We start from the raw sequence: 21,633 nt of genomic DNA on the forward strand, positions 1-21,633 counted from the left end.
TGTAGAGCCGAGCCATGCTCGGCTGCTCTTCGACCAGATCGCGATGACGCCCGCGCTGTGTGCGCAAGCCGAGCGTGGGCTCGGCTCTACAACGACGTGTCGTTCACCTTCGCGCTCCTGTAGAGCCGAGCCATGCTCGGCTGCTCTTCGACCAGATCGCGATGACGCCCGCGCTGTGCGCGCAAGCCGAGCGTGGGCTCGGCTCTACACCGTCTTGTCGGCTGCGATATCGATCAGGGTCTGCCGGAAGCTGGGTAGCAGCACGCGGTTGCCATGGCCGCTCAGGTGATCGTTGTCGAAGAACAACGGCTCGCCCTCTTCCACCGCCGAACAGGTCTGCGGCCCGCACAGCAGTGGCAGCGGATCCCACACGGTCATTGACGGGTAACGTGCCGCCAGGTCATCCAGCAGTGCCATCTGCGGCACGCGCAGCATTTCCAGATCCGCACGCGGCATGCTCAGACCGCCGGCACACGCCGGATTGCGGCGGTTGAACCAGTCCGAACAGCGGTACGCACCGGCCTTGAACAGCGGCAGCGGTGCGTCGATCACCACGTGTACGCCCAGCTTCTGCAAACGCCCCAGCACGCGCCCGGCTTCGTCGCGTGCAGCCTGTGCATGCGCGGGCGTGCGTTCGGCCAGCAGCTGTTGATAGATCTGCTGTGCATCCTGCCGCTGCCAGTCGAACCCACGCAGTTCCGGCATGCGCAAGGCCGCCAGCAGCACGATGTCACCCGGGCGCGCCTCGCGTTCGATGGTCGACAGCGTGTCTTCAATGAAGTCCTGGCAGTCGGCCGGGCTGGCCCGCAGCAGGTTGACGAAGCTGCAGCCGCCGCGATCCTGCTGGCGCACCTCCATGCCGGTCTGCCGCGCGACCATGCTGGTCATGGTGCGATACGCCGCCGCATGCGAGTCGCCGGCCACGAACAGGCGCCGCCCTTCAAGCGCCGGCGCACTCACCGGTTCCAGCGGGCGCCACGCCGGGTAGCGACGCGCCTGCCATGCGTAGCCGTTGCGGGTGACGCTGAGCGAGACCTGCTCGTGGTACTCGACCGTGGCCCAGGCGCCGGCACCGCACAGCGCCACCAGCGGAAACGCCATCGCCAGCACCTTGGCCGGTGCCAGCCGCAGCAGCGGCGCCGCACTGCGCAGCGGGCGCTCGATGAAGTGGTAGGACGCGGCCGACACCGCCAGCAGCAGCACCGGATACAGCCACAGCGCGACGCCATGCAGGCCATACGTCCAGCGCAGCAGTACCAGCAGCGGCCAATGCCACAGGTACAGCGAATAGGACAGCCGCCCCAGGTAGGCCAGCGGTGCGCAGCCCAGCGCACGGGCGATGCGCGATGTCCCCGCTGTCGACACGCCCGCCAACAGCAGCAGGGTACCGGCCACGGTCGCCAGCACGCCCGGCACCGGCATCGCCAACTGCGGGGCGATCAGCACACCCGCGGCCAGCAGCGCCAGGCCCGCCACGGCAGCCGCGTCGCTGCCCTGGCGTGGCGTACGTTTGTGCATCCACTGGTAGAGCAGCGCACCTGCGGCCAGCTCCCAGAACCGCGCCGGCAGCAGATAGAACGCCGACGCCGGCGCCGATCGCGCCTGCCAGCCCGCCCACGCCAGCGACAGCATGGTGAGCGCCGGCAACAGCCAACGCGCCCCCGGCCAGCGCTCACGCCCGCGCAGCCACACGAAGAACAACAGCGGGAAGACCAGGTAGAACTGCTCTTCCACACCCAGCGTCCAGGTATGCAGGAACGGATTGAGTTCAGCGCCGGGCGAGAAGTAATCGTCCTGCTGGCCGGCCAGCACGATGTTGCTCAAGCCGACCAGCGCGGCCCAGCCGGTCTGGTCGAACTGCTCATTGCGCCACGCGCGGGGAATGAACAACGCCGACAGCACGAAGGTCGCCATCAGCATCACCAGCAGCGCCGGCAACAGGCGCAGCACGCGACGCCGGTAGAAATCGAGCAGCATCGCACCCAGCGATGCTTGGGCGCGCGAGGCCAGCGACTGGCTGATCACGAAGCCGGATACCACGAAGAACAGGTCCACACCGGTGAAGCCGCCGGGCAGCCACGTCGCGTTGGTGTGGAAAAGGACGACGGCCAGCACCGCCAGTGCACGCAGGCCATCGATGGCGGCGTTGTGGGAACGTTCGGGAGAGGACACGCGGGCAACCGGCAGAAGACAGGGCGGCAGCATCGCCACCGTTTGCGCAGTCATTCAATGGACAATCGCGACAGACGTGGACAACGTTCAGGTCCAGTCCCGGATCGGCGCGGTTGTAGAGCCGAGCCATGCTCGGCTGCCCTTCGTCCAGATCGCAGTGAGCCGAGCATAGGCTCGGCTCCACAGCAGCAACTGGGGGGTCAGAGCCCATTGCCTTGGCAATGGGATCCGACCCCGCCGCAGGCGCGCTTACCAGGCCATGCGCAGGCCCAGCTGGCCGCCTACGTTGCGGTAGCCATGATCGCCGCGCTGCACGCTCATGCCACCCCACGCACCCCAACGCTGGCCCAGCCTCAGCTCGGCACCGGCCTGCACTTCATAGCGGTTGCGCGGCACGTCCGCACCCAGCGTGTCGCCGTTGAACTGCAACGTACTGGTGCCGCTGCCACGCAGCCAGTTCACGCCCAGGTAGGGCTGCACGGTGTTGCCGGCGGCCGTGCCATGGCCGAACACACGCACGCCCAGGCGCCCGCTAAGGCCACCGGCGTCGGCATGGTCGACCACCGTACCGTTGCTCTCCACGTGGCGATCGGCGCGGAAATCGACATGGCTCAGCTGCAGTTGTGGCTACACATACAGTGCGCTGGCGGTGTCCTGCCACACATTGAATGTGTAGCCGGACTCCAGTGACGCAGTGGCCATGCGCGAGTCGTAGTGCTCCGGCGCCAGGCCGATGCCCTGCAGGCGGTTATCGAAGCGGCCGTACTGCAGGGCTGCATCCACATACGCGCCCCGCGTGCCGTCCGCTTCCTGCATCCAGGTGCCGTACCCACCCACGGCGCTGCCACGCACCCGGCCCTTGGCGCTGTAACCGGTCAGATCGGACACTACGCTGCTGTCGGCGCGGCCGCTGCCCAGCATCACACCGGCAACCGCGTTGCCACGCTGCAGCAGGTCAGTGCCGATCTGCAACATCGAGGTGTTGCCATCAATCGACAGCTGGCCGCCGACCGCGCTGAAATCCGCCTGCTGCCGACCCACGCGTGCCCAGGCCTGGCGCTCGCCGTCCATCGAACGTGCGCCATTGCGCTCGTGCATGCGGTGCGCGAACAGGTTGATCGCCGCCGACTGGTTGGCCAGGTAAGCCCCCGCTTCCGGGCGCAGCACCGGTGGCGGCAGGATCGGATCGCCCGGATCAGTCGGATCAGTCGGATCAGTCGGATCGGTTGGATCCGGATCCGGGCCCGGATCGACCACGCACCCCGGTGCGGCCGGGTTGTCCTGGCAGATATCGAACCACTGCGAACGCAGATACCAGTTGCCATCGGAAGGATCGGCCAGGCCGCCCTGGAACAGGAAGTACTCATACGATCCGCCCACCGCGCGGCCGCTCAGCGTGTAACTCGCCAGCGATGCACCGTCGATCTCGATCAGCGCGATGCCATCCACTGTAGGTGCGCCTACGCCACCGATGTTCTTCACCGCGATCAGCGCGTCGCCGGAGCTGTCGCCGCGCACGTGCAGGCGGTCCATCGCGCTGTCATCGCCGGCCAGCGTGCCCTGGAACAGGAACGTCGCCCCTGCGCTGTGCAGGTCGCCGTCCACGGTGAGCGTATTGAAACGGCCGCTGCCGTCGGACAAGGCCACGCCACTGTTGAGTACCTGCAACTCGCCCACCGTGGCATCACCGGTCAGCGTCCACTGGCTGCCGTTCTCGATCGCCATCGTCTGCACCAGATCCGACGAACCCTGCCAGAGCGAACCATCGGCCAGCCGCACATGCACGTCCGACTGTGGTGGCAGGCCTGCGTCCTCGTCTTCCGGGGTAATGACAATGTCGCCGTCCATCCGCGAGCGGCCCTCCAGTACCACATCGAAGCGCCCGCCCACTGCCGCATCCAACGCCAGCGCGATGCCATTGCCGCCCGATACCACCGCACCGTTGGACAATGTCAGGCCCGGGTCGCGGCTGCTGCGCACCCACACACCACCATGCTGGACGCTCACCAGCGAGCCGCCGTCGATACGCATCCGACCGTTGTCATTGATCACCGCCGCCCACGCGCCCTCGCCTTCGGTGCGTACGTGGGTGTTGTTCAAAGCGATCTGCCCAGCACCACCGGCAATGACACCGTGCGAGGATCGGCCGACGGTCTGCAAGCGGCTGTCGACCAGCGTGACGGTCCCGCCGGTGCGCGCAATCGCCGCAGCAGACCCATCTCCTTCGGTCAGCACCTGGGTATCGACCGCCTCGATCACGGGCGGCCGCCCCGCGCCGCCCTGCGCATACAGACCATGGGCAGAACGCCCCCCTGTGCGCAGGTTGGTACTGAAAAGCTGCGCGCTGCCGCCTCGTGCATCAAGGCCGAACCCACCGTCTCCCTGGGCCACCACTGAAGACTCACTCAGCACCAGCGTGGAATCGTTCGGCATCCAGATGGCGGTACCTGCAGACGTTGCAAGCGAGCTGCGTTCCACTGTCACGACGTTGCCTCGGCCATTGATATCCAATGCGACCAGCTCGCTGCGGACACTGCTGTCACGCAGGTTCACGCTGCCATTGTCCATCAGCCTCAGTCCCGTATTGCCGGCCAGCTCGCTGCTCTGCACGTCCAGCGCACCACCTGACTGATCGACGGCGCGACCATGGGCGCCCTGCACGCTGATGCGGCTGTCGGAAACGTTTACGCTGCCTCCCATCGCCAGACCGACGGCGACGTCACCGCGCATGTCGATGTCCACACCCTTCATCACCAGGCGCGCGCCGCGATGCGCCGTTGCGGCCACACCCGAATGACCCACGCGTCCAATGCTCGCGTCCTGCAGGACGACCTCGGCCGTGCCGGTCGCCAGGACACCATTGCCCGCGTCACCCGCCATGTCGATGTGGACCCCATCCAGCGTTGCTGTGCCCGCATTCGCATACAGACCGTAAGTACCGTAGCGGTTCACCTGCAACTGAGCGCCCTGAACCTGCAGCGTGCCCCCCATCAACCGCAGCGCATCGCCGCCAGTGCTGCGGACCTGCACGTTTCTCAGCACGGCATCCGCGCCCTGCACCTGTACCCCGTGGGCGCTGTTGCCGCGTGTCTCGATCACTGCATCGGCGGCCTCCAGTCGGGCGCCTGCGGCAACTGACGCGCCTGCTGCAGAGATGCCGGTGGTGCTCACCGATGCACCCTGCAAAAAGATCAGACTGCCGGCGCCCTCGGCGTGCGCAGCGTGCGCTCCGCGTCCTTCAGTAGAGAGATTGACCGGCCCTGTCGGAAGAATACGGCCGCCGTTGATTGCGTAGAAGGCATGCCCCGACGGGTCGCCCGGCAGCACCGGCTCAGTGGTGTGGTAATCGCCTTCGGCAGGCATCTGGTCGTCGCCGTCGGCCACGATCTGCTGAGCCGAGGCGGGAATGCTGGCAAGCAGTGCAATGGCGAGGGCGGCGGCCAGCGCATGGTGGCGTGGGGTGGGTGTATGCATGGGGTTGCTCCTGAAAGGAGACGCCATGCTCGTCATCTCCGTTCACTGCCTCCATCGAATCACTTGCAACCCACCTGCGACAGGCTGTCGCAGTGCTGGCTGAAAGCTGAAGGCGCTACCGGTGTTCAGTGTGCTTTACAACTTTTTGCATGGGTTCGGCCGGGCTGCGCACAGAGACTGGCGCCAGTAGAGACACGTGACTTCGTAATTGCCCACCCTTCACGCCACCATCACAGAGATGAAGGATATACGGCACTTCGTCTGAATGCGGTTGCGTCGTGTCGCGTCTCTCCCCCTTCTCCGACACAAGGATTCCCCCATGAAGCGCACCGCCACCGCATCCCATCCTCTGACACCGCGCCCGCTGTTCCGCAGCCTGTTGCTGGCGCTGGCGTCCCTTCCCGCCGGGGTCGTTTTGGCCGGCGATCTCGATGGCCAGACTGCGGAGGTCGGTGCTGGGGATCCGGTCGAAGCGTGGACGTTGAAGAACGGCTCGCTGCTGACCGTGAACGGAGGAGCGGCCCAGACCATTCTGGCCGATGACTCACGCGTAACGCTGGTTGCTTCGACGGTCTCGCGCAAGCCATCGGGCGACTACTCCCAACATGCCGTAAAGCTGGATGGAAATTCGCTGCTGGACGCGCGTGACAGTACTTTCGTGGGGAGCCTGCGAGTGCACGATCAAGCGCAGGTTACGCTTTCCGGCTCTCACGTTGTGGTCTCGCCCGGCGCAGGCCAGCAACCTGGTGACAGCCAGTCCGTAGGCCTGAGCTTTTCCGGGTTGAGCGTTGGCAGTGGGCGCATCCTGCTCGACGCAAGTACCGTCAGGGTTGATGCCCTGCCCACGAGCAGTGGCAATCCTCTCTCGGACGGCGTGGGGGCACTCATGACCCATGGCAGTCTCGTGCTGCACAACCGCTCCCGTATCGATGCCGAGAATCATGGTGTTGTCATCTCGCCACTCGCAAACGGACAGAACTTCGAGGTGCATTTGGACCGTTCAACCCTGTCGGCCAAGAGCGCGGCAGCCATCTGGGTCCATGGCCGTGCCAGTGATGCTCACATCGATGTCGCCGTTGCCAACGGCAGCCAACTGCATGGAGGGGATGGAATTCTCATCCAACTGAAAGGGCGGACCGCTGTCGCAGCTGGCCGCACCACAGTCGATTTCACTGTCGATGACTCGCGCATCGCTGGCGATGTGGTGCTGGACACGACAACGGTCCCCAACGGCATGATCAACGTGGAACTGCGCAACAAGGCACAGATCGACGGCCGCTTCTTCAACGTCACCTCGGCCAGCATCGACGGCGACAGCACCTGGCTGATGTCCGGCGACAGCACTGTCGGTCATCTCGCGCTGGGTAGCACCGGTACGGTGGCGCTGGGCAATGGCAGTACGTTCAACACGCTCACCGTGGATACCTTCGACGGGGCCGGTGGCACCCTGCTGTTCAACACCCAGCTGGGCGACGACAGTTCGGCCACCGACAAGCTCATCATCAAGGGCGACGCCAACGGCCAGGCCAACGTGCGTGTGCTCAATGCCGGCGGCGCAGGCGCCAAGACCGACAAGGGCATCGAGCTGATCCGTGTGGGCGGTGCGTCCAATGCGCAGTTCGACCTGCAGGGCCGGGCGGTGGGTGGGCAGTACGAGTACTTCCTGTTCAAGGACGCGACCAACGGCGGCTGGTACCTGCGCTCGGAACTTGCCGGGGCGCCGGATCCGTGTGTGATCGACCCGACGCTGCCGGAGTGTAAGCCGGTCGATCCGGTGGACCCGGTGGATCCGGTCGATCCGGTCGATCCGATCGACCCCACGCCGGTGCTGCGCCCGGAAGCCGGCGCGTACCTGGCCAACCAATTCGCGATGGACCAGCTGCTGCGCCATGGCTGGCGCGACCGCCAGGGCGGCAACACCGCCGCCATTGATGGCGTGCGTGGCTGGGCCCGCGTGGACGCTACACAGAGCAAGCTGTCGGCGGTGGAAGACCAGCTGGACCTGCGCGTGGACCGCTCGCGCCTGCAGCTGGGTGCGGACATCGGCGTGTTCGACAACGGCCAGGGCCGCGTGGGCGTGATGGGTACGCTGGCCAAGTCCGACGCCACTTCACGTTCACAGCTGACCGGCTACAGCGCACGCGGCAAGCTCAACGGCGGCGCGCTCGGCGTGTACGGCAATTGGAGCAACGATGCACTGTATGTGGATGCCAGCGTGCAGCGCGGCCACTTCCGCAACCGCGTGCAGGGCGAAGGCCTGGCCGAGGAACGCTACGACTCGGACATCTGGCAGAGCTCGCTGGAAGCCGGCTACCGCTTCGGCATCGGCCAGATCGGCAGCACCGCGCTGAGCCTGCAGCCGGAACTGCAGCTGGTCTACACCGACGCCAACACCGATCGCCACGAGGAAGCCAACGGCACGGTGGTGCGCAGCTTGGGCGACAGCGGTCTGTCCGGCCGCGTGGGCCTGCGCCTTCAGGGCGAAGGCCGCAGTGCCGCCGGCGCGTCGGTCAGCCCGTATGTGGTGGCCAACTGGTACCGCGATGGCGCCAGCAACGGCATGGCATTCGATGATGAAGCGCTGAAGGCCAGCGTGCCGCGCAACCGCTACGAGTTGAATGCCGGTGCGCGCGTGGACTTCCGTTCCGGGCTGAGTGCGTGGGGTGGCTTCGGCGTGATGCGCGGTGACCATGGTTACCGCGAGGCGACGGCGAACCTGAGCATGTCGTACAAGTGGTGAGGTAGAAATACGCACGGCGCCGGATGATTCCGGCGCCGCTTTTCTTTGCTCTTGTAGAGCCGAGCCAACGCTCGGCTACGTTCTGCATCAGCCAAGCAAGCTCGGCGCCGTCAGCGCAGGGGAACCATGGACCTGTCTGGTCAATGCCTTCTTCCAGCAGCGATCCACTCTTTGGGCTGATTCGGGCTGATTCGGGCTGATTTGGGCTGATCCGGCCAGAGGAGCAATCAGGATGGGCCTCCCATGCGGCTCTTCTGCACCGCTTCACAGCTGAGCAGCGGGAACCCCGAAAACCGGCAGCGCCCCCGGCATCCCGACCAATGAATGCCTGGGTATCAACAAACACCAGGAAGACAGCGATGGCGAAAGCGTCACTCTGCGCCAATCAGGATAAGGCGGCCGTCGTCTGTGGGATGCAGTTGCAGAAAAACATCCCGGCCATTCTTGTGGAACATGGACCAGCAGACCGCCTGCCAGCCGCGGCCACAATTGACCTCGGGAAATCCAAGCACGTTCGGATGCGAGTACTCGCGTGGTATTCCGCCCCACCCCGCTTTCAACAGGGCAGGGCGTAGTGTTCTGTAGTCCATCTCCCATCGCGCGCCCAATGCCTTCAGCGTGCCCGGCATCGGCGATGGATTTTCCTTGTAGCTTCCCATTCTGTAGCCGGGCTCTATGACGTCCGGCGAAGATGCCAGCAAGAAGGCGATCAAGAGAATTTTCATCTACCCAGCGTAGCGGCATCGCTGAGCGCGGCAACTCCCATTGAAGCTGATGCCACTCTGACGAAGTGATGAAGCGCGCTCGACTCTACGATACGTAGTGGCGAAGAATGTCGCATTCGGCAGGCAGCGCCATCCGCTACCTGCCAGCGACGAAGTTGCAGCCTTTCGAAGTTTCCAACAATTCTCATTGGCAGCATTGGCGCTTCATGCAAATCATGTAGCGCCACCGACAACGGGTGGCACGGGCTTCCAATCCCGTTAGGTTGATGTGTTGGTTACGCTTGCCTGCCGGCGTCGCTCTTTCCTTGTTGGGTGGCGTCGGCAGGCATTCTGTCCGCGCTTACATGGCGGGCGGTGCGTGGGGGCCTCGTGCCCGCCGGCGCTTCTACATCGACCTCCGGTATTGGAACCACGCACCGTCCGCCACCCTTGCTGTTAAGCAGGGTGGCCCCTTGCCGCTTGCACAAGGACGCCGCCATGACCGCTTCCCCCTACCCGCACCTGTTCGCCACCCTGGGCGAGGCCGCCACGCGCCTGCCCGATGACCTGGCCCGCACGCTGGAAGACACCTTCGTCGCGCTGCAGAGCGGCAACAGCGCCGGGGCCATCACCCTGCAGGCGTGCCTGCAGTACATCCGCCAGGGCGACGCCGCCGATGGCCAGCCGTGGCCCGGCACCAACCGCACACCCGGGCAGCGCCTGGCCCTGGCGCGCATCGACCGCGCCAATGCGGGGCTGAGTTTCCTGCTGGAACTGCTGCACGCCACCGAACGCGTACGCGTGGACGGTGAAATCGATCAGCAGATGGGCGATGGCGCGCGCGAAGGGCTGCTGCTGGCCTGCCGTGGGCTGGCCGAGTATGTGGATGTGCAGTTGCGAGCAGCGTAAGCACCCAACAAGGAGAAGTGCGGGGTAGCGCTCAGTTCAGTTGCACGCTGCGTGCAATTGCAACGATTCCGATGGTTCATCATCACAGGAGCACCAATAGTGCGCACTTCTTTTCAGGGAGTGCCCGGATGCACAAGATGATGATTCCGCTTACCCGCTATGCCCAGTTCAGCGGGCGCGCCAGCCGCGGTGAGTTCTGGTGGTTCCAGTTGTTCGTCGTGATCGTGTTGATACCGTCGAATGTGTTGGGCTTCATTGCTGGCTACACCGGTTCAAGCACGCTGGCACTGATATCGACGGGCGTGGGCGCGTTGGTGTGGCTGGCGATCATCGTGCCGATGATTGCAGTTACCGTGCGCCGTCTGCATGACACCGACCGTTCCGGCTGGTGGTACCTGCTGATGCTGGTGCCGATTGTGGGCCTGGTGGTGCTGGTGTTCCTGCTGCTGCCCGGCACGCCGGGCAACAACCGCTTCGACACAGCGGTTCCGCTCATGTAACCCGCCCGCGTTGGTAGGTGTCGACCTTGGTCGACACGCTGTTGGCACGCGCGACTGACACATCCGTGCCAACCAAGGTTGGCACCTACCAGAGCGCACCGATGCGCCTCCGCTTTGGTAGGTGTCGACCTTGGCCGACACGGCGTTTGCACGGGCGGCTGACACATCCGTGCCAACCAAGGTTGGCACCTACCAGAGCAACACCGAGGTATTCCCGCCTGGGTAGGTGTCGACCTTGGTCGACACCATGTTGGCACGGGCGGCTGACACATCCGTGCCAACCAAGGTTGGCACCTACCAGAGCAACACCGAGGTGTTCCCGCCTGGGCAGGTGTCGACCTTGGTCGACACGGTGTTGGCACGCGCGGCTGGCACATCCGTGCCAACCAAGGTTGGCACCTACCAGAGCAACACCGAGGTATTCCCGCCTGGGTAGGTGTCGACCTTGGTCGACACGGAGTTGCCACGCGCGGCTGACACATCCGTGCCAACCAAGGTTGGCACTTACCAGAGCAACACCGAGGTATTCCCGCCTGGGTAGGTGTCGACCTTGGTCGACACGCTGTTGGCACGGGCGGCTGACACATTCGTGCCAACCGAGGTTGGCACCTGCCAGAGCAACACCGAGGTGTTCCCGCCTGGGTAGGTGTCGACCTTGGTCGACACGCTGTTGGCACGGGCGGCTGACACATCCGTGCCAACCGAGGTTGGCACCTACCAGAGCGCACCGATGCGCCTCCGCTTTGGTAGGTGTCGACCTTGGTCGACACGCTGTTGGCACGGGCGGCTGACACATCCGTGCCAACCAAGGTTGGCACCTACCAGAGCAACATCGATCTGACCCCACCCCGAAGCTTGGCACCCAGCAGGGCAGTACCGCTGCGGCTACGCGAAGTGCTGGTAACCGCCGTCGGCGGCTTCGCCATCCACATGCACGCCCTGCCCTTCGGCAATCCGACCGATGCGGGTGAGCGGCACGTCCAGCGATTCGGCGAGGTAGTGCAGTGCGTCGCGCTGGTCGGCGGCGGCGGTGAAGCACAGTTCGTAGTCGTCGCCCCCGCGCAGTGCGCAGTCGCGCGCAGTGTCGCGGCCGAGCAGCTCACGCAGCGCGTGCGAGATCGGCAGCGAATCGGCGTCCACATGCGCGGCCACGTTGCTACGCGTGGCGATATGACCGAGGTCGGCCAGCAGGCCGTCGGACACATCCACCGCCGCGTGCGCGAAGGCCCGCAGGCGCAGGCCCAGGGTCACGCGCGGCGTCGGCCGCAGCAGGCGCAGGCGCAGGCTTTCGTAGTCGGCCAGCAGCGTGGCGGTGGCGATGCTCAACGCACCTTGTTGCCACAGGCGCAGCGCGCCGGCGGCATCGCCCAGCGTGCCACTGATCCAGATGTCATCGCCTGCCTGTGCGCGGTCGCGCCGCAGGGCCTGGCCACGCCCGACCTGGCCCATCGCGGTCACCGACAGCGACAGCGGACCGCGCGTGGTGTCGCCACCGATCAGCGCGATGTCGTGCTGGTCGGCCAGGGCGAAGAAGCCATCGGCAAAGGCCTCGATCCAATCTTCAGACGCTTCCGGCAGTGACAGTGCCAGCGTGCACCACGCCGGGCGCGCGCCCATCGCGGCCAGGTCCGACAGGTTGACCGCCAGGGTCTTCCAGCCGATGTCGAAGGCAGGCGTCTCAACCGGGAAGTGCACGCCGCTGTTGAGCGTGTCGGCGGTGACCACCAGTTGCTCGTTGGCACGCGGCTGCAGCAGCGCGGCGTCGTCACCGATGCCGAGCAGGATGTCGTCGCGCTCGAGGGTGCGGGCGCGGATGCGGTCGATGAGGGCGAATTCGGCCAGGGACATGGGGCGTTCCCGCTGTTGTACGTGCCGCGCATCGCGCGGTGGGCGGTAGTGCCGGCCGCTGGCCGGCAACCTCAGGATCCCTGCAGCTGCCGGCCAGCGGCCGGCACTACCACAGGTGGGTCAGTGACCCGATTCGACCTTGCGCCATTCCACGGCGGCACGATCCAGCACGCCGTTGACGTAGGTGTGGCCGTGTTCGGAACCGAAGCGCTTGGCCGATTCGATCGCTTCGTTGATCACCACGCGGTATGGCACGTCCAGGCGGTAGCGCAGCTCGTAGGCGGCCAGGCGCAGCACCGCGCGTTCGATCGCGTCCACTTCCTCGATGCCACGGTCCAGGTACGGGCCGAGCGCTTCATCGATGTCACGACGGTTGTCGAGCACGCCGTGCAGCAGCGCCTCGAAGTACGCCAGGTCGGCGATTTCACGGGCCTGCTCGTGGGCGAACTGGGCGATCAGCGACTGTGCGTTGCCGCCGGAGATCTGCCAGGCGTAGATGGCCTGCACGGCACGACGGCGGGCGCGCGAGCGCAGCACCGGATCGACGCCATCGCGGCGGACGGGTTTACCGGAGGGCTTGCCCTGGGTGTTCTTGTTCATGGCAGTTGCTCCAGCAGATTGACCATTTCCAGTGCGGCGAGTGCGACTTCCTCGCCCTTGTTGCCGTGGCTGCCGCCTGCGCGGGCCTCGGCGTCTTCAACGCGTTCCACCGCCAGCACGCCGTTCAGCACCGGCACGCCGAAATCCAGCTGCACGCGCATCAGGCCTTCGGCGCAGCGGTCGGCCACGTGTTCGTAGTGGCGGGTGTCGCCACGGATCACGCAGCCCAGGGTGAGGATGGCGGCGTGTTCATGGGCGGCGGCCAGGCGCGCGGCCACCAGCGGCAGCTCCCAGGCACCCGGCACGCGGATCACGTCGATGTTGGCTTCGGTGATGCCGTTGCCGGCCAGGCTCAGGCGCGCGCCTGCGACCAGCGCGTCGGTGATGCGGGCGTTCCAGCGGCTGGCCAGGATGGCGAAGCGCGCCGACTCGGGAGTGCGAAGATCGCCTTCGTAGTGGCTCATATGCGGCTTGGGGACTCGATAAGGGGGTAATTCTAGCGTGGATGGGCCCCGGCCGTGGCTGGCGGGGGCCCGCAGGGTGTGCCGACCAACGGTCGGCACCCACCGGTGGCATGGGGCCGGCACCCACCGGTAGTGCCGGCCGCTGGCCGGCAATCCCCCATTACAGGGTGACCGTCTCCACCACTTCCAGGCCGTAACCGGCCAGGCCAACCTGGCGGCGCGGGGTGCCCAGCACCCGCAGCTTGCCCAGGCCCAGGTCAGACAGGATCTGTGCGCCGGCACCGTTGCGGCGCCACTGGCCCACATCCTTGTCCTTGCCCGGCACCACCGGCGCCGGCTGCTGGCGCAGGCGGGCCAGCAGGGCTTCACCGTCGCGCGGGGCCGACAGCACCACCATCACGCCGGCGCCCTCGGCATCGATCGCGCGCAGGGCATCGGTGGCCGCCACGCCGAAGTCGTCGCGGCGCCAGTGCAGCAGGTCGGCCAGCGGGTTTTCCACCTGCACGCGCACCAGGGTCGGGGTGTCCGCATCCGGCGTGCCACGAACCAGCGCGAAGTGCAGGTCGTGGGCGATGCGGTCGCGGTAGGTCAACAGCTTGAACGGACCGAATTCGGTGTCGATCTCGCGCTCGTCCACGCGCTCGACGGTCTTTTCGGTGGCCAGGCGGTAGGCGATCAGATCGGCGATGGAGCCCATCTTCAGGCCGTGCTCGCGGGCGAACACTTCAAGCTCCGGGCGGCGCGCCATGCTGCCATCCGGGTTCAGGATTTCCACCAGCACGCCGGCCGGTTCCAGCCCGGCGAGCATGGCCAGGTCGACGCCGGCTTCGGTGTGGCCGGCGCGGGTCAGCACGCCGCCCGGCTGGGCGATCAGCGGGAAGATGTGGCCCGGCTGGTGCAGGTCCGACGGCTTGGCATTGGGCTTTACCGCGGTGCGGATGGTATGCGCGCGGTCATGCGCCGAAATGCCGGTGGTGACGCCCTCGGCGGCCTCGATGCTGACCGTGAAGTTGGTCTGGAACTGGGCGGTATTGGCCTGCACCATCGGCGCCAGGCCGAGGTCGGCGGCGCGGCTGCGGGTCAGCGGCAGGCACACCAGGCCGCGGCCGTGGGTGACCATGAAGTTGATGTCCGACGGCTTGACCAGCTCGGCGGCCATGATCAGGTCGCCTTCGTTCTCGCGGTCTTCGTCATCGACGATGACCACCATGCGGCCCAGGCGGATGTCTTTCAGGATTTCCGGAATCGGGGCGAAGTTCATGCTGCGTCTCCCTGTGGGTGCTGACCGTTGCTCGGTACACCCATCAATCGCTCGACGTAACGGGCCACCAGATCGATTTCCAGATTGACCGCGCTGCCCACGCCGGTGGCGGAGAAGGCGGTGTTGGCCACGGTGTGCGGGATCAGGGCGACTTCAAAACCGTCGTCGTCCACTTCGTTGACGGTGAGGCTGACGCCGTCAACGCAGATCGAGCCCTTCTTGGCGATATAGCGGCGCAGCGAGGCCGGCGCGGCGAAACGCCAGCGCTGGGCCCGCGCGTCGTCATGGATGGACAGCACCTGGCCGAGGCCGTCGACGTGGCCGCTGACCAGATGGCCGCCCAGGCGGTCGGTCGGGCGCATGGCGCGCTCCAGGTTGATGACCGCCCCTTCGCCCAACTGGCCCAGCGTGGTCAGGCCCAGGGTCTCGGTGGAGGCATCGGCCTGGAAGCTGCTGGCGTCGAACGCGATGACGGTGAGGCAGACGCCGTTGATGGCGATGCTCTCGCCCATCTGCACGTGGTCGAACGGCAGATTCCCGACGTGGAAGGTGAAGCGGACATCGCCGCCGATGGATTCGCGTGCGGCCAGACGGCCGACGCCTTCGATGATTCCAGTAAACAAGTAACGTTCTCCGCGAAAAGTGAGCGAAAAACGCCGCAAGGCAAACAGGCGGGCGCAGGGCCGCGAAGGCCCTGTGGCACCGTCTTCTTTCATCCGGACTATGACCGTCGGCTCCGGCATTGGACCGGATCTGCTGACCCCCGGCCGTGGGCCGGGGCGCTCGCGGGCTCGTGCTTGCGCACCTACCGCCGGTGGGGAATTGCACCCCGCCCTGAAGACGTTTGTGTACCGGCGAACCGGCGCGGCTAGTGTACCAGCCCGTGCTGAACGGGGTGGGGATGACCGGGGTCGGATCCCTTTCCGCAGGCAAGGGCTCTGGCCCCGGCCCTCTCGAAATCGCTACGGGTCAGAGCCGTTTTCCGACGGAAAACGGATCTGACCCCGATCCAGGCCCGCTCGCACTCTGATGACCGGGGTCGGATCCCTTTCCGCCCCGGAAAGGGCTCTGACCCCGGGTCCCTCGAAATCGCGGAGGGGTCAGAGCCGTTTTCCGACGGAAAACGGATCCGACCCCGATGCAGGCCCGCTCGCATTCTGATGACCGGGGTCGGATCCCTTTCCGCAGGAAAGGGCTCTGACCCCGGGTCCCTCGAAATCGCGAGGGGTCAGAGCCGTTTTCCGACGGAAAACGGATCCGACCCCGATGCAGGCCGGCTCGCATTCTGATGACCGGGGTCGGATCCCCTTCCGCAGGAAAGGGCTCTGACCCCGGCCAAGCCAGACCAGCTTGTGACGGCCGTCTCTCGCATTTTGTAAAACTTTCATTAAAATCCGCAGCGGACGACATGAGGTCGCCACGGGCAGCCGCGAGGGCAGGCCCGCCAATGGACTGAAATTCACAGGAATTCCCATGCGCAAGATCCTGATCGTGGCCGCCCTGCTGGCCGCTGCTCCGTTCTCGGCTTCGGCCGACGCCCTGAGCTACACCTACGTGGAAGGCGGCTGGACCCAGGTCCAGGTTGACGACAACGTGCTGGACGACCCGAAGGTCGACGGCGGCTACCTGCGCGGCTCGGTCGCGCTGGCCGAGCAGGTCTACGTCTTCGGTGGCTGGTCGCGCACCAGCAAGACCCGCCACTACGGCGAAGACTCGCTGAAGCTGGAACTGAACCAGCCGGAGCTGGGTATCGGCTACCACATGCCGTGGACCGACCGCCTGGACTTCACCGCCGATGCCGCCTGGGTGCGCCAGAACGCCGAATCGACCCTGCGCTACGACGGCGTGCGTTACCACGGCAAGGACCACACCAACCTGGGCCGCGTCACCATGGGTATCCGCGGCAAGCCGTCGCGCATGACCGAAGCCTGGGCCAAGGCCGGTTACATGGATGGCGGCAACAACTACAAGGGCACCTGGGTCGGTACCGTCGGCGGCCAGGTCAACTTCACCAAGACCTGGGGTGTAGTGGGCGAGATCGCCGGCTACCGCGACGTCACCCAGTACTCGGTCGGCGTCCGCGCCAGCTTCTGATTTACCGATCGCTCCTCGTCGTGCGATCGAACGGGCCCCGCAAGGGGCCCGTTTTTTTTGGGCCCGCGGGCGCCGGCAGGCGGCCACAGGCACCAACGGGCCTGCGCAAAGATGCGCTACGCTTGCGCGCCTCTGGAACAGGAAACACCGTCATGAAGACTCCCTTGCGTACCCTGCTGGCCAGCGCCCTGCTGGCGGCCCCGCTGCTGGCCGGCGCCGCCCCGGCCACACTGACGCCCGAACAGGCTTTCGACCTGTACGCACGCGTGCTGCTGGAAGATGACGCCGCGGCGACCCGCGCGCTCAACGATGCGCTGAAGCCGGCGTTCGAAGGCCAGGACGCGGTGACCCCGAACCCGGGTGCGCTGGCCAAGGCGCTGGCCGAACCGTGGCAGGTCGTACTAGCCAGCACCGGCGCAAAGGCCGACGCGGCCGCCACCGAAGCGCTGTATGCCAAGGCCCTGCGTGATTCGAAGTGCCGCGCCAGCAAGAGCGTGATTGAAGACAACGAGTACGTGGAAGACCAGAAGCTGGCGCGCATCACTTTCAGCTGCCAGGTGCCCGACCTCGGCAAGGTGCGCCCGCTGTTCGCCGCCAGCCTTGCAGCCGACGCCAGCCCGGCCGCGCGCAAGCAGTTCACCGACGCCTACACCCAGGCGCTGCAGAGCGGTGCGCGCGTGCCGGTCAGCGGCACCTTCACCCTGTACCCGGCCAAGGACAACGGCTACTGGTACAGCGGCAACTTCGACGATCTGGTGGGTACCGTGACCGGCGCGCTGGCACCGTTCGAGGACTGGATGCAGGACGCGCAGGCGGCCAGCGCACCGAAGGTGACCGGCGTACCCGGCTGTGACCTGCTGCTGCAGCAGCACCGCGCCTGCGTGGCGAAGATCGCGCCGGACCAGATCAGTGGCGTGGATGCCATGACCGAGGAACTGAAGGCCAAGGCGAAGGTGAAGTCAGCCGAAGACATGACGCAGGAATGCAAGGCACTGCGCCCGATCGCCGAGATGATGTGGACCGACGAATGCGCGTGAGCGGGATGTAACGCCGAGCCTACGCGCTGCCCAGCGTTGCCGACGGCAAGGGCAACTGCATTTTCAGAACCCTTGCATGGCCCTGCGCGGCCTGCATGGTCAATGCTGTTGCCCTCTTCCCCCGGGGGCAACCGCATGAAACACCGTATGACGTCGACCGCGCTCATGTTGCTGGCGCTGATGGTGTGCTGGCAGGCCGAAGCGTCCAGGTTCAAAGCCACGAAGATCATCGTCGTCCAACCCTCGGTCGCCTTCGAGTCAACGCAGCTGAGCGACAGGCACCTGGATGCGTGGATGAGTGAGGATGATCACTGCCGCGACTTCCTGATGTACCACGACCAGTGTGCCGTGCTGGTACTGCCGGATGAGTACGACGACGGTTTTACGCGTCGCCAGTTGCGGTTCAAGGCGAGGCAACTGCCGGGCGAGGCGCTCGGCGCGTACTGCCGCGACCTGCATGTGCTGTGGAAGCAGCAGTGGAAGGGCCAGTGCCCGGTCGGCGAAGAAGACGACGAAGCGGCCTGACGCCATGGGCGTAGCCCCCTGCCCTGCGTCATTCCTTCATGGGCGCAGCAGCAGCCTGTTGTCCTCGCCGACCTGGCGCTGGTCAACCACGCGCAGGCGACGCTGCTGGTCCATGGCATCGATGCCGAGGCCAGCCAGCAGCGGGCGGCCGTTGTCGCCCAGCAGCGTGGGCGCCTGATAGAGCAGAAGCTCATCGACCCAGCCACCGCGCAGCAGCGCACCGGCCAATGTCGCGCCGGCTTCGGTGTGCACTTCGTTGATGCCGCGCTCGGCCAGCAGCGCCAGCACCGCGCCCAGGTCCAACCGCCCCTCTGCGCTGGGCACGCTGGCGAATTCGGCATCGGCCGCATCCGGCGCGCTCACCGCCGCAGCGTGCAGGTACAGCGTCGGTGCCCCGCCCTCGCGCACGCGGCTGCATTCGAGCGAGCGCAGGCGCGAATCCAGCACCACACGCAGTGGTGCCATCACTTCGGTATCGGCCAGGCGCACGGTCAGCATCGGGTCGTCGGCCAGCACCGTGTCGGCGCCGGTCAGGATCGCACCGGCGCGCGCGCGCCAGTGCTGCACGTCCTCGCGCGCGGCCGGCCCGGTGATCCACTTGGAACTGCCATCGGCCATCGCGGTACGGCCATCCAGGCTGGCGGCCAGCTTCACCCGCAGCCACGGCCGATTGCGCTCCACGCGCGACAGGAAGCCCTTGTTGAGCTCGCGCGCCTGCGCCGCCATCAGCCCTTCGGCGACGTCGATGCCGGCATTGCGCAGCAGATCGAACCCACCGCCATCGACCTTCGGGAACGGATCGCGCATCGCCGCGACCACGCGCGACACGCCGGCTTCGATCAAGGCCAGCGCACACGGTGGCGTGCGCCCGTAGTGGGCGCAGGGTTCCAGGGTGACGTAGGCGGTGGCACCGCGTGCTTCGGTGCCGGCCTCGCACAGGGCGAACACTTCCGCATGCGGGCCACCGGCGCGCTGGTGCCAGCCCTGCCCGACCACGCGTTCGCCATGGGCGATCACGCAGCCGACCATCGGGTTGGGGCGGGTGGTATAGGCGGCGCGCTCGGCCAGGCGCAGCGCGTTGGCCATGTGCAGGTGGTCGAGGACGGAGAACGAAGTGGTCATGCAGCCATGGTAACGCCGCCGGTGTTGATCCATGCCGTCAGTGCCAACCAACGGTTGGCACCCACCAGTGAATGCGGCCACCGGTGCCCACCAAGGTTGGCACCCCCAAGGCAGAGGCAGTCAGCCCTTCTTCTTCTTGGTCAGGGCGATCACATCGCCCAGCAGCTGCAGCTGTTCGGTACTGGACGGCAGGTCGCGCTCGAGCTTCTCGATCTCCTCGCGGAAATCGGCCACGTCCTCGAAGCTGCGGTAGACCGAAGCGAAGCGCACGTAGCCGACATGATCGAGCTTGCGCAGTTCGTTCATCACGAATTCGCCGACCTTGATCGAGGGCACTTCGCGCTCGCCGCTGATGCGCAGCTGGTGAACCACCGCACGCACCGCTGCTTCGATCTTGTCTTCGGCCACCGCACGCTTCTGCAGCGCGCGGTCGAAGCCAGCGCGGACCTTGCGCTGGTCGAACGCCTCGCGGGTGCCATCGCTCTTGACGATGGCCGGCAGCTTCAGTTCGACCGTTTCCAGGGTGCTGAAGCGCTCGCCGCAGGCTTCACATTCACGCCGACGACGGATCGTCGCGCCGTCTTCAGAGACGCGCGAGTCGATGACCCGGGTATCGGCATGTTGGCAGAAGGGGCAGTGCATGGAACGCCTGGCTCAGGAAAGTACCTATTGCCACGGTCATGGCAGCGTCGCAAAGGTACCTGAGAAAGGGCGCAGCGGCAAATGCTGTCTGCGCGGAAGTACCTGCATTTCGGCCAACCAGAGCGTCCAGTGAGGTCAGCAGGACCAGACGTTCAACCAGGTGCCGACGGCACCGGGGCCGCGCGTGCCCAGCGCAGCCACGCCAGGTGCCCGGCCATCACCAGCAGCGGCGGGCCAAACCCAAGGAAGGCCAGGGTCGAGATTTCCCCATGCTTGAAGGTGAAGTACAACGCGGCGGCGACCACGGCCCACGCGGCCAGCACCCCCAGCGCAAGGCCGACCCAGGCGACAACCGGTGATTGGCGCAGGCCGGCAACACCGCGCCACAGGAACAGGCCGCTCAGCCACAACCACGACAGCAGGCCGATGATTCCAGCCGACGACCACAGCAGCAACCACGTGTGCTCGTCGCCCGTCAGGTACTTGCCGTCCCATACGACCATCAGCCCCAGCACGGCACCCGTGCCGCCTGCCGCCACGGTGGGCAGGCCCACCAGCAGGCCGGCGATCGCCATCCAGCGTTTGTGCAGACGCTCATCCATGCGTTCGATCTTCTTCCATGGGCCACGTCATGCGCGGCGTTTGATCCACACCAGCATCGCGGCCGGCACCAGCATCGACGGGCCCAACAGCAACAAGCCGATGCCTTCGGCATGCACGGCGATGCCCCACCACAGCGCCAGCCCCAGCGGGGGCAAGGCGGCGAGACCGCCTGCCAGCAGCATCCACCACCAGAGGCGGTGCACGTGCAGCCCGGCACGCCCCTGCAGCAGAAAACCCGCGCTGAGCCACAACCAGGCCAGGCAACCGGCAATGCCGGCCAGGCCCCACAGCGGCATCACCGTCACCGAGGCCAGCGTGCCATGACCGAACTGGCCCAGCCCCATCAGCAGCAGCATCGTCGCCGCCGCGCCGCCCATCACCAGGCTGGGCAGGCCAAACAGCACCGCCAGCGCGGTGTACAGGTACTTGAGGTGGCGCTCATCCATGCGGGCCTACTCCTCTGATCGCGCCGGGCCGGATGGCTCGCCCAGGGCGTCAGCACGCAGCCGCAGGAGGATCAACGTACCGGTGGGCACCAACAGGGACGGCCCGGCGAACAGCCCGCTGAGCACGGACGAACCCAGCTCGGCGAAGTAATACAGCGCCATCGCCAGCAAGGGCAGGCCTGCCAGCACGCCCAGGCCCAACAGCAGCCACCAGCGGCGTGATGCCATGTGCAGCCCGCGTGAACCATCGCGCAGCCAGACGATGCTGAGTGCGACCCAGGCCACGAGGCCGGCGATCGCGCACGATCCCCACGCGAGCATGCCGGCGGCAAACCACAGGTTGTCCGCGTCCGGCGAGACCAGCCCGATCACGCCCATGACCACGGCGATGCAGGCGCCGGCACCGCCGAAGAACAGGCTGGGCAGGCCGAACAGCACCGCCAGTGCGATGTACAGGTACTTGAGGCGGCGCTCATCCATGCGCGGGATTCC

General features: G+C 66.4%; 18 protein-coding genes, 1 pseudogene and 1 riboswitch. Of the genes and pseudogenes, 6 read left to right on the forward strand and 13 right to left on the reverse strand.

The features are described 5' to 3' along the window. Window positions 1–204: 204 nt before the first annotated feature. Together J3A72_RS21510 and J3A72_RS21515 are read right to left on the reverse strand one after the other, a co-directional pair. Window positions 205–2,205 (reverse strand): acyltransferase family protein, encoded by a 2,001-nt coding sequence (locus J3A72_RS21510; protein ID WP_321187946.1) that lies wholly within the window; start codon window positions 2,203–2,205, stop codon window positions 205–207. A 216-nt stretch (window positions 2,206–2,421) separates the two neighbouring features. Next, window positions 2,422–5,646 (reverse strand): annotated as a pseudogene (locus tag J3A72_RS21515) (autotransporter outer membrane beta-barrel domain-containing protein). A 319-nt stretch (window positions 5,647–5,965) separates the two neighbouring features. Here J3A72_RS21515 and J3A72_RS21520 point away from each other — a divergent pair. After that, window positions 5,966–8,386 (forward strand): autotransporter outer membrane beta-barrel domain-containing protein, encoded by a 2,421-nt coding sequence (locus J3A72_RS21520; RefSeq protein WP_075076048.1) that lies wholly within the window; start codon window positions 5,966–5,968, stop codon window positions 8,384–8,386. A 371-nt stretch (window positions 8,387–8,757) separates the two neighbouring features. Here the strand turns inward: J3A72_RS21520 and J3A72_RS21525 are convergent, their stop codons facing one another. Continuing rightward, window positions 8,758–9,111, reverse strand: a complete 354-nt coding sequence (locus J3A72_RS21525; RefSeq protein WP_140222799.1) for a hypothetical protein — start codon at window positions 9,109–9,111, stop codon at window positions 8,758–8,760. Window positions 9,112–9,588: 477 nt separating this feature from the next. Here J3A72_RS21525 and J3A72_RS21530 point away from each other — a divergent pair, with 477 nt between their 5' ends. Both J3A72_RS21530 and J3A72_RS21535 read left to right on the forward strand, forming a co-directional pair. After that, window positions 9,589–9,999 (forward strand): hypothetical protein, encoded by a 411-nt coding sequence (locus J3A72_RS21530; RefSeq protein WP_075076047.1) that lies wholly within the window; start codon window positions 9,589–9,591, stop codon window positions 9,997–9,999. Between the two features lie 128 nt (window positions 10,000–10,127). Further along, entirely contained in the window at window positions 10,128–10,499 is a 372-nt protein-coding gene (locus J3A72_RS21535; protein WP_075076046.1) for a DUF805 domain-containing protein, read from the forward strand. An 885-nt stretch (window positions 10,500–11,384) separates the two neighbouring features. On the opposite strand, the gene thiL is transcribed toward J3A72_RS21535, so the two are convergent. From thiL to J3A72_RS21560, 5 genes are all read right to left on the reverse strand, one after another. Then, complete coding sequence (gene thiL, locus J3A72_RS21540) at window positions 11,385–12,347, reverse strand: thiamine-phosphate kinase (protein WP_032956633.1); 963 nt, start codon at window positions 12,345–12,347, stop codon at window positions 11,385–11,387. 120 nt (window positions 12,348–12,467) lie between these two features. Next, window positions 12,468–12,947 (reverse strand): transcription antitermination factor NusB, encoded by a 480-nt coding sequence (gene nusB / locus J3A72_RS21545; RefSeq protein WP_005408062.1) that lies wholly within the window; start codon window positions 12,945–12,947, stop codon window positions 12,468–12,470. Continuing rightward, a complete protein-coding gene (ribH, locus tag J3A72_RS21550; protein ID WP_005415267.1) occupies window positions 12,944–13,411 on the reverse strand; it encodes a 6,7-dimethyl-8-ribityllumazine synthase in 468 nt (155 codons plus the stop codon). Before ribH ends, nusB begins: the two co-directional genes overlap by 4 nt. 160 nt (window positions 13,412–13,571) lie before the next feature. After that, a complete protein-coding gene (gene ribB / locus J3A72_RS21555) occupies window positions 13,572–14,672 on the reverse strand; it encodes a 3,4-dihydroxy-2-butanone-4-phosphate synthase (RefSeq protein WP_075076043.1) in 1,101 nt (366 codons plus the stop codon). After that, window positions 14,669–15,295, reverse strand: coding sequence for a riboflavin synthase (locus J3A72_RS21560; RefSeq protein WP_014645921.1), 627 nt, complete (start codon window positions 15,293–15,295; stop codon window positions 14,669–14,671). The genes ribB and J3A72_RS21560 overlap by 4 nt, the downstream gene beginning before the upstream one ends. A gap of 77 nt (window positions 15,296–15,372) precedes the next feature. Next, window positions 15,373–15,518: riboswitch (FMN riboswitch) on the reverse strand. A 627-nt stretch (window positions 15,519–16,145) separates the two neighbouring features. Here J3A72_RS21560 and J3A72_RS21565 point away from each other — a divergent pair. From J3A72_RS21565 to J3A72_RS21575, 3 genes are all read left to right on the forward strand, one after another. Further along, window positions 16,146–16,766: a hypothetical protein gene (locus J3A72_RS21565; protein ID WP_014645920.1), complete on the forward strand. Its 621-nt coding sequence runs from the start codon at window positions 16,146–16,148 to the stop codon at window positions 16,764–16,766. 152 nt (window positions 16,767–16,918) lie between these two features. Next, complete coding sequence (locus tag J3A72_RS21570) at window positions 16,919–17,803, forward strand: hypothetical protein (RefSeq protein WP_049442183.1); 885 nt, start codon at window positions 16,919–16,921, stop codon at window positions 17,801–17,803. A gap of 147 nt (window positions 17,804–17,950) precedes the next feature. Continuing rightward, complete coding sequence (locus J3A72_RS21575) at window positions 17,951–18,328, forward strand: hypothetical protein (RefSeq protein WP_014645918.1); 378 nt, start codon at window positions 17,951–17,953, stop codon at window positions 18,326–18,328. Between the two features lie 36 nt (window positions 18,329–18,364). On the opposite strand, the gene ribD is transcribed toward J3A72_RS21575, so the two are convergent. The 5 genes from ribD to J3A72_RS21600 all read right to left on the reverse strand — a co-directional run bounded on the left by ribD (window position 18,365) and on the right by J3A72_RS21600 (window position 21,621). Continuing rightward, window positions 18,365–19,450 (reverse strand): bifunctional diaminohydroxyphosphoribosylaminopyrimidine deaminase/5-amino-6-(5-phosphoribosylamino)uracil reductase RibD, encoded by a 1,086-nt coding sequence (gene ribD, locus J3A72_RS21580; protein ID WP_075076042.1) that lies wholly within the window; start codon window positions 19,448–19,450, stop codon window positions 18,365–18,367. 120 nt (window positions 19,451–19,570) lie between these two features. Next, on the reverse strand, window positions 19,571–20,092 hold the full coding sequence (gene nrdR, locus J3A72_RS21585) for a transcriptional regulator NrdR (protein WP_010481984.1): 522 nt from the start codon (window positions 20,090–20,092) through the stop codon (window positions 19,571–19,573). Between the two features lie 152 nt (window positions 20,093–20,244). After that, on the reverse strand, window positions 20,245–20,694 hold the full coding sequence (locus tag J3A72_RS21590) for a hypothetical protein (protein ID WP_075076041.1): 450 nt from the start codon (window positions 20,692–20,694) through the stop codon (window positions 20,245–20,247). Between the two features lie 27 nt (window positions 20,695–20,721). After that, window positions 20,722–21,141, reverse strand: a complete 420-nt coding sequence (locus J3A72_RS21595) for a hypothetical protein (RefSeq protein ID WP_014645915.1) — start codon at window positions 21,139–21,141, stop codon at window positions 20,722–20,724. Between the two features lie 6 nt (window positions 21,142–21,147). Beyond that, complete coding sequence (locus J3A72_RS21600; RefSeq protein WP_075076040.1) at window positions 21,148–21,621, reverse strand: hypothetical protein; 474 nt, start codon at window positions 21,619–21,621, stop codon at window positions 21,148–21,150. Window positions 21,622–21,633: the final 12 nt, after the last annotated feature.

The organism is Stenotrophomonas sp. PvP093 (genome assembly GCF_017876915.1).
Taxonomy (GTDB): Bacteria; Pseudomonadota; Gammaproteobacteria; order Xanthomonadales; family Xanthomonadaceae; genus Stenotrophomonas; species Stenotrophomonas muris.

What these genes read in the sequence shown, in the direction of transcription:
- J3A72_RS21510 (WP_321187946.1), bottom strand. Translation starts at nt 2,205, where the DNA reads ATGCTGCCGCCCTGTCTTCTGCCGGTTGCCCGCGTGTCCTCTCCCGAA.
- J3A72_RS21520 (WP_075076048.1), top strand. Translation starts at nt 5,966, where the DNA reads ATGAAGCGCACCGCCACCGCATCCCATCCTCTGACACCGCGCCCGCTG.
- J3A72_RS21525 (WP_140222799.1), bottom strand. Translation starts at nt 9,111, where the DNA reads ATGAAAATTCTCTTGATCGCCTTCTTGCTGGCATCTTCGCCGGACGTC.
- J3A72_RS21530 (WP_075076047.1), top strand. Translation starts at nt 9,589, where the DNA reads ATGACCGCTTCCCCCTACCCGCACCTGTTCGCCACCCTGGGCGAGGCC.
- J3A72_RS21535 (WP_075076046.1), top strand. Translation starts at nt 10,128, where the DNA reads ATGCACAAGATGATGATTCCGCTTACCCGCTATGCCCAGTTCAGCGGG.
- thiL (WP_032956633.1), bottom strand. Translation starts at nt 12,347, where the DNA reads ATGTCCCTGGCCGAATTCGCCCTCATCGACCGCATCCGCGCCCGCACC.
- nusB (WP_005408062.1), bottom strand. Translation starts at nt 12,947, where the DNA reads ATGAACAAGAACACCCAGGGCAAGCCCTCCGGTAAACCCGTCCGCCGC.
- ribH (WP_005415267.1), bottom strand. Translation starts at nt 13,411, where the DNA reads ATGAGCCACTACGAAGGCGATCTTCGCACTCCCGAGTCGGCGCGCTTC.
- ribB (WP_075076043.1), bottom strand. Translation starts at nt 14,672, where the DNA reads ATGAACTTCGCCCCGATTCCGGAAATCCTGAAAGACATCCGCCTGGGC.
- J3A72_RS21565 (WP_014645920.1), top strand. Translation starts at nt 16,146, where the DNA reads ATGCGCAAGATCCTGATCGTGGCCGCCCTGCTGGCCGCTGCTCCGTTC.
- J3A72_RS21570 (WP_049442183.1), top strand. Translation starts at nt 16,919, where the DNA reads ATGAAGACTCCCTTGCGTACCCTGCTGGCCAGCGCCCTGCTGGCGGCC.
- J3A72_RS21575 (WP_014645918.1), top strand. Translation starts at nt 17,951, where the DNA reads ATGACGTCGACCGCGCTCATGTTGCTGGCGCTGATGGTGTGCTGGCAG.
- ribD (WP_075076042.1), bottom strand. Translation starts at nt 19,450, where the DNA reads ATGACCACTTCGTTCTCCGTCCTCGACCACCTGCACATGGCCAACGCG.
- nrdR (WP_010481984.1), bottom strand. Translation starts at nt 20,092, where the DNA reads ATGCACTGCCCCTTCTGCCAACATGCCGATACCCGGGTCATCGACTCG.
- J3A72_RS21590 (WP_075076041.1), bottom strand. Translation starts at nt 20,694, where the DNA reads ATGGATGAGCGTCTGCACAAACGCTGGATGGCGATCGCCGGCCTGCTG.
- J3A72_RS21595 (WP_014645915.1), bottom strand. Translation starts at nt 21,141, where the DNA reads ATGGATGAGCGCCACCTCAAGTACCTGTACACCGCGCTGGCGGTGCTG.
- J3A72_RS21600 (WP_075076040.1), bottom strand. Translation starts at nt 21,621, where the DNA reads ATGGATGAGCGCCGCCTCAAGTACCTGTACATCGCACTGGCGGTGCTG.